At 71.3% G+C, this 8,463-nt stretch carries 9 protein-coding genes, 1 tRNA gene and 1 pseudogene; 5 read left to right on the top strand and 6 right to left on the bottom strand.

What is annotated here, in order from left to right; all coding sequences use genetic code 11:
* The coding region (locus RT323_RS14980; RefSeq protein WP_313409880.1) for a YhgE/Pip family protein at positions 1 to 736 on the top strand (736 nt) is incomplete at its 5' end.
* Between the two features lie 6 nt (positions 737 to 742).
* Here the strand turns inward: RT323_RS14980 and fgd are convergent.
* On the bottom strand, positions 743 to 1,762 hold the full coding sequence (gene fgd / locus RT323_RS14975) for a glucose-6-phosphate dehydrogenase (coenzyme-F420) (RefSeq protein WP_313409878.1): 1,020 nt from the start codon (positions 1,760 to 1,762) through the stop codon (positions 743 to 745).
* Complete coding sequence (gene rsmI, locus RT323_RS14970; protein WP_313409877.1) at positions 1,759 to 2,601, bottom strand: 16S rRNA (cytidine(1402)-2'-O)-methyltransferase; 843 nt, start codon at positions 2,599 to 2,601, stop codon at positions 1,759 to 1,761. The genes fgd and rsmI overlap by 4 nt, the downstream gene beginning before the upstream one ends.
* A gap of 104 nt (positions 2,602 to 2,705) precedes the next feature.
* Between rsmI and RT323_RS14965 the strand changes: the two genes are divergently transcribed.
* The 4 genes from RT323_RS14965 to RT323_RS14950 all read left to right on the top strand — a co-directional run bounded on the left by RT323_RS14965 (position 2,706) and on the right by RT323_RS14950 (position 6,971).
* Positions 2,706 to 4,226, top strand: a complete 1,521-nt coding sequence (locus tag RT323_RS14965; protein WP_313409875.1) for a phospholipid carrier-dependent glycosyltransferase — start codon at positions 2,706 to 2,708, stop codon at positions 4,224 to 4,226.
* Positions 4,227 to 4,278: 52 nt separating this feature from the next.
* Positions 4,279 to 4,848 carry a sigma-70 family RNA polymerase sigma factor gene (locus tag RT323_RS14960; RefSeq protein WP_313409873.1) on the top strand — a complete coding sequence of 190 codons (570 nt, stop codon included), beginning with the start codon at positions 4,279 to 4,281 and terminating at the stop codon, positions 4,846 to 4,848.
* A gap of 1 nt (position 4,849) precedes the next feature.
* Positions 4,850 to 5,812, top strand: coding sequence for a DUF4349 domain-containing protein (locus RT323_RS14955; RefSeq protein ID WP_313409871.1), 963 nt, complete (start codon positions 4,850 to 4,852; stop codon positions 5,810 to 5,812).
* Between the two features lie 118 nt (positions 5,813 to 5,930).
* Entirely contained in the window at positions 5,931 to 6,971 is a 1,041-nt protein-coding gene (locus RT323_RS14950) for an LLM class F420-dependent oxidoreductase (RefSeq protein WP_313409869.1), read from the top strand.
* 84 nt (positions 6,972 to 7,055) lie between these two features.
* Here RT323_RS14950 and RT323_RS14945 read toward each other — a convergent pair whose 3' ends face one another.
* The 4 genes and pseudogenes from RT323_RS14945 to RT323_RS14930 all read right to left on the bottom strand — a co-directional run.
* Positions 7,056 to 7,412 (bottom strand): CrcB family protein, encoded by a 357-nt coding sequence (locus RT323_RS14945; protein ID WP_313409867.1) that lies wholly within the window; start codon positions 7,410 to 7,412, stop codon positions 7,056 to 7,058.
* The gene (locus RT323_RS14940; protein ID WP_313409865.1) at positions 7,409 to 7,810 is read right to left on the bottom strand and encodes a CrcB family protein; all 402 of its coding nucleotides are present in this window, start codon (positions 7,808 to 7,810) and stop codon (positions 7,409 to 7,411) included. Before RT323_RS14940 ends, RT323_RS14945 begins: the two co-directional genes overlap by 4 nt.
* 69 nt (positions 7,811 to 7,879) lie before the next feature.
* Positions 7,880 to 7,955: transfer RNA gene (locus RT323_RS14935), tRNA-Ala, on the bottom strand.
* A 55-nt stretch (positions 7,956 to 8,010) separates the two neighbouring features.
* Positions 8,011 to 8,463: pseudogene (locus RT323_RS14930) on the bottom strand (hypothetical protein); the annotation flags it as partial.

The raw sequence follows: 8,463 nt of genomic DNA, 5'->3' as shown, positions 1-8,463 counted from the left end.
CGAGCTCGCCGACGGGCTCGCCGACGGCGTGCGGTCGATCCCGGACCTCTCCGAGCAGCGTCGCGACGAGACGGCGCGGACGATCGCCTCGCCGATCCGGACCGAGGACGTCGCCCAGGCCTCGGCCGACAGCTACGGCGCCGGGCTCGCGCCGTTCTTCCTCGCGATCGGCGCGTGGGTGGGCGGCTACGTCATGTTCCTGCTGGTGCGTCCGCTGTCGAACCGCGCCATCGCCGCGCGCCAGTCACCGTGGCGCACGGCGCTGGGTGGCTGGCTGACCCCCGCCGCGCTGGCCGCGGCGCAGGTGCTCATCATGCTGGCGGTGGTGATGTCGGTCGTCGGCATCGACGTCCTGCGGGCGACCCAGGTGGCGTTCTTCCTGCTGCTCGTCGGGGCTGCCTTCGTGGCGATCGTGCACGCGCTGAACGCCTGGCTCGGGCCCGTCGGGCAGCTCCTCGGGCTGGTCCTGCTGGTGCTCCAGCTGGCCAGCGCGGGTGGCACGTTCCCGTGGCAGACGCTGCCGCCCACGCTGCAGTCGATCCACCACGTCCTGCCGATGACCTACGCGATCGACGGGATCCGTCACCTGATGTACGGCGCGAACCTGGACTCGCTGCCGCGCGACGTGGCCGTGCTGGCCGCTTACGTCGTGGGAGGCATCGCGATCTCCGCAGCCGCCGCGTACCGTCGCCGGATCTGGCGCGTCTCGCAGATCAAGCCCGAGATCGCGCTCTGACCGAGGTCAGCGGTCGCGCAGGCGCGGCGCGAGGTCCCGCTCGAACAGCTCGAGGAACCGCTGCTGGTCGTTGCCGGGAGCGTGGAAGACGAGGTGGTTGAAGCCCCAGTCGACGTACTGGCCGATCATCGCGGCGACCTCGTCGGGATCGGATCCGACGATCCAGCGCTGGGCGATCTGCTCGATCGGCAGCGCGTCGGCGGCCTTCTCCATCTCGACAGGATCGGTGATGGAGTGCTTCTGCTCGGGCGACAGCGACAGGGGCGACCAGAACCGCGTGTTCTCCAGCGCCAGCTCGGGGTCGGTGTCGTACGACAGCTTGATCTCGATCATCCGGTCGGCGGCGTCGGGGTCGCGATCGGCCTTCTGGGCGCCCTCGCGGAACGCCGGCAGCAGCTTCTCGGTGTAGAGCTCGGGACCCTTGCCGGACGTGCAGATCGAGCCGTCGCCGACCCGTCCGGCGTAGCGGGCCACCATGGGCCCGCCGGCCGCGACGTACACGGGGATCGGCTCGTCGGGCCGGTCGTAGATCGAGGCGTCGTGGGTCGAGTAGTACTCGCCCTCGAAGGACACGCGCTCGTTCGACCAGAGCTCGCGCATGAGCCGCACGGACTCGCGCAGTCGCGCGAAGCGCTCCTTGAACTCGGGCCAGTCCTGCTCGCCCGCGCCGCGGAACCCGGTGGCGATCTCGTTGAGCGCCTCGCCGGTGCCGACGCCCAGGACGATCCGCCCCGGGTAGAGGCAGCCCATCGTCGCGAACGCCTGCGCGATCACGGCGGGGTTGTAGCGGAAGGTCGGCGTCATGACCGAGGTGCCGATGACGACCGAGTGGGTCCGCTCGCCCACGGCGGTCATCCACGCGAGCGAGAACGGGGCATGCCCGCCGACGTGACGCCACGGCTGGAAGTGGTCGCTCGTCCAGACCGACTCCATCCCGTGCGCCTCGGCGGAGACGGCGTACTCGACCAGGTCACGTGGACCGAACTGCTCGGCAGAGGCCTTGTATCCCAGCTTCAGCTCGTTCATGTCGACTCCTTCGATGCGTGGGCGGCGGCATAGACCACCTTGCGGGAGATCCCGGTGCGCCGCGCGACGTCGGCGATCGCGTCCTTGCGGCTCAGTCCCTCGGCGGTGGTCTCGTCGACCATCGCCACGAGGTCGGACTCGGCGAGGTCGGCGGCGGGCTCGGGCTCGGCACCGGCGACGACGATCGTGATCTCGCCGCGCACGCGCTCGCCGTCACCGGCCCACTCGGCCAGCTCGGCCAGAGGACCGCGCACGACCTCCTCGTGGGTCTTGGTGAGCTCGCGGCACACGGCGGCGTGGCGGTCGGCCCCGAAGGCCTCCGCCATCGCGGCCAGGGTGGCGGCGGTGCGGTGCGGGGACTCGAAGAAGACCAGCGTGCGCGGGTCCGCCGCGAGTGCCGCGAGGGCACGGGCCCGCTCGCCCGGCTTGCGCGGCGGGAAGCCCTCGAAGCAGAAGCGGTCGACCGGCAGGCCCGAGACGGCCAGGGCGGTGAGCACCGCCGAGGGGCCCGGGATCGCCGTGAGCGGCAGGGCCTCGGCCACGGCGGCCGCGACGATCCGGTAGCCGGGGTCCGAGACGCTGGGCATGCCGGCGTCGGTGACCAGGACCACCGTGCGGTCCTCGCGCAGTTCGTCCATCAGCTCGGCGGTGCGCTGCACCTCGTTGCCCTCGAAGTACGAGACGACGCGTGCGGTGACCTCGATGCCGAGGTCGCTGACGAGGCGGCGGAAGCGGCGCGTGTCCTCGGCGGCGACGACGTCGGCCTCGGCCAGGGCGGTCGCGAGTCGTCCGGAGGCGTCCGCCACGGTTCCGATCGGGGTCGCGGCGAGGATCAGCACCCCTCGATCCTGCCACGCTCCCGCGGAGCCGGTGGCTCACGGAATGTAACTTGTCGTTACGTTCCCTCTCCCGCTGGGACGCCCGGCTGGCTAGGGTGTGGCGGGTGACTCTGCTGGACAGGATCAGCCTGTGGGCCTGGGGATGGATCGGACCGATCGCGATCGCGCTGCTGGCGTTCGCGCTGCGCGTCTGGAACGTCTCGAGCCCGAAATCGCTCACGTTCGACGAGACGTACTACGCCAAGGACGCGTGGGGGCTGTGGAACTGGGGTTACGCCCGCGATGCCGTCGAGGACGCGAACGGGCGGATCGCCCGCGGCGAGACGGACGTCTTCACGACCGATCCGACCTGGATCGTGCACCCCGACGGCGGCAAATGGCTCATCGCGATCGGTGAGGGCATCTTCGGGCTGACGCCACTGGGCTGGCGGTTCGCCGCGGTCGTCGTCGGGTCGCTCACCGTGCTGGTGCTGGCACGGCTGGTGCTGCGGCTGACCGGATCGGTGCCCTTGGCGTGCCTGGCCGGGCTGCTCCTGACCCTGGACGGGCTGCACTTCACGATGTCGCGCATCGCGCTGCTCGACGTGTTCCTGGCGTTCTGGCTGCTGTGTGCGGTGACCTGTCTGGCGGCCGACCGCGACTGGTTGACGACCCGACTCCGCGACGTTGGTCCGACGAAGTGGATCTGGCTGCGCCCGTGGCAGCTGGCCGCCGGCGCCTGCTTCGGCATGGCGGTGGCGACGAAGTGGAGCGGCCTCTACGTGCTGGCGGCGTTCGGCATCACGGTCGTCGTGTGGGACGTGTGGGCGCGCGGGCGGGTCGCGACCTGGCAGGACGCCGCGATGCGGGTGCTACGCGTGGGGCTGCCCGCCTTCGTCTCGCTGGTCGGCGTGGCGCTCGTGGTCTACGTCCTGACGTGGACGGGCTGGCTGCTGCACCACGACGTCTTCGAGGCCCGCTTCGGGCACGGCTACGGCGACGAGAAGGTCTGGGGCGCCGTCAGCGACCCGACCCGCGGCCCGCTCGGCGGCTTCATCGACGCGTTCCGGTCCCTGTGGGACTTCCACGTCATGACGTACAACTTCCACACCGGTGACTACCTGGCCGACAAGACGCACCCGTACCAGAGCAACGCGTTCGGCTGGCTCATCCAGTGGCGGCCCACGAACGTCGCCTCGAACTTCGACCTCGCCGCAGACGTGTGCGGCGCACCCGAGGACTCCAAGTGCGTCCGGCAGGTGCTGACCCTGGGCAACCCGGCCCTGTGGTGGGTGGGCACGCTGGGCCTGGTCACCGCCCTCGTGGCCTGGATCCGCAACCCCACCTGGCGCTGGAGCCTGCCGCTGGTCGGCGTGCTCGCGACGTGGGCGCCCTGGTGGATCACGTCGGGTCGCCCGATCTTCACGTTCTACGCCGTCGCGATCGTGCCGTTCATGATCGTGGCGCTGTGCCTCGTGTTCGCCGCGATCCGGCGACGCCTGCCCGACCGCTTCTGGTGGCCGGGGATCATCGCCTTCACCCTCGTGGTCGTCGCGCTGTTCTGGTACTTCCACCCGATCCTGTCCAACCGGATCATCACGTACGACCAGTGGCACGATCGCATCTGGTGGAACCGCTGGATCTGAGACGATTCGGCCAACCGCGACATGACAGGTCGTGGAGGCAAGGATCGAGACGATGGCCGAACCGGAACCCCCGGCGGCGGACCCGGCGAGCGACACCGCGCTGCTGAGCCGTGCTCGCCGTGGGGACACGACGGCGTTCGGTGCTCTGTTCGACCGGCACATCAACGCCGTCTACTGGCAGGCCCACCAGGTCGTCGGTGACGCCGCGGAGGCCGAGGACGTCGCCCAGGACACCTTCGTCACGGCGTGGCGGCGACTCGACGACATCACGATCGTCGACCGGTCGATGCTGCCGTGGCTCATGGTCACCGCGCGGTACACCGCTCTGAACGCCGGTCGCAAGCGCGCCCGGCTGCGGGCGGTCCCGCTCGAGCACGAGCCCGTCGATCCGTCCGCGAGTCCGGCCGAGGAGGTGGACGCGGCGGCGGTCTCCGCCGCGATCGACTCGGCCGTCTCGCGCCTCTCCGCCGTCGATCGCCGGCTGTTCGAGCTGTGCGTCGACGGCGACCTGACCTACGAGCAGGCGGCCGCCGAGCTGGGCATGACCCACGGATCCGTCAGGAACCGGGTCTCGCGGCTGCGGTCCCGCCTGCGCCGCGACCTGACCCAGGACGGTGAGTGAGATGACCGGAACAGAGCCTGCCGTGCTCGAGCGCGAGCGGATCGAGCGGATGCGCGCCCAGGTGATGGGCACGATCGAGCGGGACACGTCCGCGCGTCGCACTCGCCGGTCGTGGATTGCCGTGGGCGGTGTCGCCGCGGCCGCGGTCGTCGTGGTCGGAGGGGCCGTGGGCGCCGGCCTGAACGGGGGGCTCATGAGCGGCAGCGACTCGATGTCAGCCGGCGGCTCCTCGGCCGAGAGGGCGGCGGTCGAGGACTCGGGCGCGAGTCGCGCCGCGGACGACGTGGCGACCGAGGAGGACCAGGCACCGGCCGAGACGGTCATCACGACCGGCTCGATGTCGGCCCGCGTCGACGACATCGACGAGACGGCCTTCGCGATCCGCGCCTTCGCGGCCGGGCTGGGCGGCCGCATCGACGGCGAGAGCCTCGAGGCCGGCCGGTACCCGTCCGGCGAGCTCACCGTCCGCATCCCCGCCCAGCGCCTGGACGCCCTGCGGGACCTCGTCGAGGAAGCGGGCGAGGTGCGCTCGATGAACGTCAACCGCGAGGACGTGGCGACGCAGGTGGCCGACGTCGACGCCCGGATCGCGTCGCTCGAGACGTCGATCCGCCGCCTGCGGGCGATCATCTCGGAGTCGAGCACGACCCGCGAGCTGCTGGACGCGGAGGCACAGCTGACGCAACGCCAGTCCGACCTCGAGGCCCTGCAGGCCCAGCGCCGCGTGCTGCGCGACCAGACGGGCCTCGCGACGATCTACGTCTCGCTCTCGCCGACCGAGGCAGCGAAGTCGGTCGAGCCGGGCGGATTCGTCGGTGGGCTGACGCAGGGGTGGAACGCACTGGTCGCCACCACCAACGCGCTCGTCACCGCCGCCGGGGTCGCCGTGCCGTGGCTGCTGCCCCTGGCGCTGCTCGGCGGGCTGGCTGCGCTGGCTCGCCACCGCTGGCGCCGTCGTCCGTGAGGGACGCACGATGATGCCTTCGGCCCCCGCTGCGGTACCCGAATGCATCATCCTGCGTCCGCCCGGTGGGCCAGGTGTGGGAATGTGATCCGAGACACCGGACCACGGAGGTACGCAGATGAAGCTCGGACTCAGCCTTGGCTACTGGGGCAAGGGACAGCCGCCGGGACAGGCCGCGCAGGTCGCCCTGGCCGAGGAGTTGGGCTACGACTCGATCTGGACCGCGGAGGCGTACGGCTCGGACGCGCTCACGCCGCTCGCCTGGCTCGGCGCGTCGACCGAGCGGATCAAGCTCGGCACCGGCATCGTCCAGATGTCCGCGCGCACGCCCACCGCGACCGCCATGGCGGCGATGACGCTCGACCACCTCTCGGGTGGGCGCATGATGCTGGGCCTGGGCGTCTCGGGTCCGCAGGTCGTCGAGGGCTGGTACGGCCAGCCGTACCCGCGGCCGCTGGCGCGTACGCGTGAGTACTTCGATGTCCTGCGCCAGACCATCGCTCGTGAGAAGGTCGCGCACGACGGCGCCCAGTTCCAGATCCCCTACGTCGACAAGTACGGCCTGAAGTCGACCGGCCTGGGCAAGTCGCTGCGCTCGACCCTGCACCCCGTGCGCGACCAGATTCCGTTGCTGCTCGCCGCCGAGGGCCCGAAGAACATCGCGCTCTCGGCCGAGATCGCCGACGGCTGGATCCCGTTCTTCTACTCGCCGCACGACGCCCAGTTCGCCCACGACGCCCTCGAGGCCGGCTTCGCGCTGCGCTCCCCCGAGCGCCTCCCGCGCGACCAGTTCGAGATCGCGTGCCCCGTCCAGGTCATCGTGTCGGACGACCTCGAGGCGGCCGCGGACTTCATCCGCCCGTTCATCGCGCTCTACGTCGGCGGCATGGGCGCGAAGGGCGCGAACTTCCACTTCGACGCCGTCGCGCGCCTGGGCTTCGAGGCGGAGTGCGCCCGGATCCAGGACCTCTACCTCGAGGGCCGCAAGGACGAGGCCACGGCCGCCGTCCCGCTCGAGCTGGTCGAGAAGATCGCCCTGATCGGTCCCAAGGAGAAGATCCGCGACGACCTCGCTGCCTGGCAGGAGTCCGTCGTCACCACCCTCACCGTCGGCGGCGACGAGGCCACCTTGCGCCTCATGGCCGAGCTCGTCCTCTGACGGTTTCCCCGGTTAAGTGGGTTTCCTGTCACTTCACGAGGGTTGCGATCTTCGAGAAGTGACAGGAAACCTCGTCCAGTCGGCTCAGCCGACCAGCCCGCCGCCCGCCCACAACCCGAGGCCCGCGGCGGCGAGGCTCACCGCGAGCATCGCTGCGCCGTGGGCAAGGGCGGCCGGCCGCGAGTCGCTCCCGATGGCGACGGCCTCGAGACTGGCCGCCGAGAAGGTCGTGTAGCCGCCGAGCAGCCCGACGCCCAGGATCGTGAGGACGTCGTCACCCGGCGCGAGACCGACCAGCAGTCCCAGCACCAACGACCCCGTCACGTTGACGACGAACGTCCCGAGCGGCACACGCCCCCGGACGCGTGCACCCACCAGCGCATCGACGACGAACCTCAGGCCGGCGCCGATGCCCCCGGCCAGGGCGACGAGGCCGATCACCGGGCCGGCTCCGCTCGTGAGCCGCCGAGCAGGAGGCCGGCGGCCGATGCCGCGACACCGAGCAACACGCTGCCGAGCGCATAGCCCGCTCCCAGCCCGACGTGGCCGGCGCGCAGCAGCTGGTCGACCTCGACGACGAACGTGCTGTAGGTCGTGAAGCCGCCGAGCAGCCCCGTCCCCAGCGCGAGCCGGACCCGCGGGTCGCCGCCCCAGCGCGTCACCACGGCGACGAGCAGCCCCAGCAGGAACGATCCACCCACGTTGATCGCGAACGTCGCCCACGGCCACTCGCCCGGGCCCGCGCCGAACGACTCCTCGAGCAGCGCCCGGATCAACGTCCCCGCGGCGCCGCCCACGACCACGAGCGCGATCAAGCCCGGCCGCAGGTGTGTGCGCATCGCGATCCTTTCGCGGCCGTGGCAGGGCCGGGGAATGCGAAGAGCCCCCGGATTTCCGGGGGCTCTTGCTGGTGGAGCATAGGAGATTCGAACTCCTGACCTCTTCGATGCGAACGAAGCGCGCTACCAACTGCGCCAATGCCCCAAGGCCGTGGTTCAGCCTAGCAAAGCCCCTCCGACGATCACAGTCGCGGGGTCGGTCAGTGACCGACGGCGTGCTGATCGGGACCGGACTCGTCCTCGACGACGGGCAGCTCGGTCTGCTCGCCCTCGACGTGACCGGAGGTCCAGGCGCCCGGCTGACCGAACTCGATCGTACGGACGGTGCGCCCGGCGCGGGGCTTGCTGACGTAGGTGGGGACGGTGATCGGCAGCGGGTCCCAGACCGGCTCGCCGGTGTGGGCCGAGACGCTGGGGACCGCGATCTGCAGCTGCTCGTCGAGGGCGTCGGCGGCCAGCGGCGCGTCGGTCTCCATGATGTTGCGGCGATTGGGGTCGTAGTCCTCGACCTGGTCGGAGACGACGACGGTCATCTCCTCGTCGGCGGCCGAGCCGCGAGGAGCCGTGCGGGTGCGGACACTGCCCGTGGCCCAGCCGAAGCCGCGCACGAGCGCGCCGGGCACACCGGCGACGCGGCGGCCGGAGGCACGCAG

Source organism: Aeromicrobium sp., from assembly GCF_032084975.1.
Taxonomy (GTDB): Bacteria; Actinomycetota; Actinomycetes; order Propionibacteriales; family Nocardioidaceae; genus Aeromicrobium.
Note: the sequence above shows the minus strand (reverse complement) of the source record. Positions and strands in the feature narration are given on the sequence as shown.

Excerpts from the sequence above, each read along its gene's own strand:
- fgd (WP_313409878.1), bottom strand. The coding sequence starts at position 1,762 with ATGAACGAGCTGAAGCTGGGATACAAGGCCTCTGCCGAGCAGTTCGGT.
- RT323_RS14960 (WP_313409873.1), top strand. The coding sequence starts at position 4,279 with ATGGCCGAACCGGAACCCCCGGCGGCGGACCCGGCGAGCGACACCGCG.
- RT323_RS14955 (WP_313409871.1), top strand. The coding sequence starts at position 4,850 with ATGACCGGAACAGAGCCTGCCGTGCTCGAGCGCGAGCGGATCGAGCGG.
- RT323_RS14950 (WP_313409869.1), top strand. The coding sequence starts at position 5,931 with ATGAAGCTCGGACTCAGCCTTGGCTACTGGGGCAAGGGACAGCCGCCG.
- RT323_RS14940 (WP_313409865.1), bottom strand. The coding sequence starts at position 7,810 with ATGCGCACACACCTGCGGCCGGGCTTGATCGCGCTCGTGGTCGTGGGC.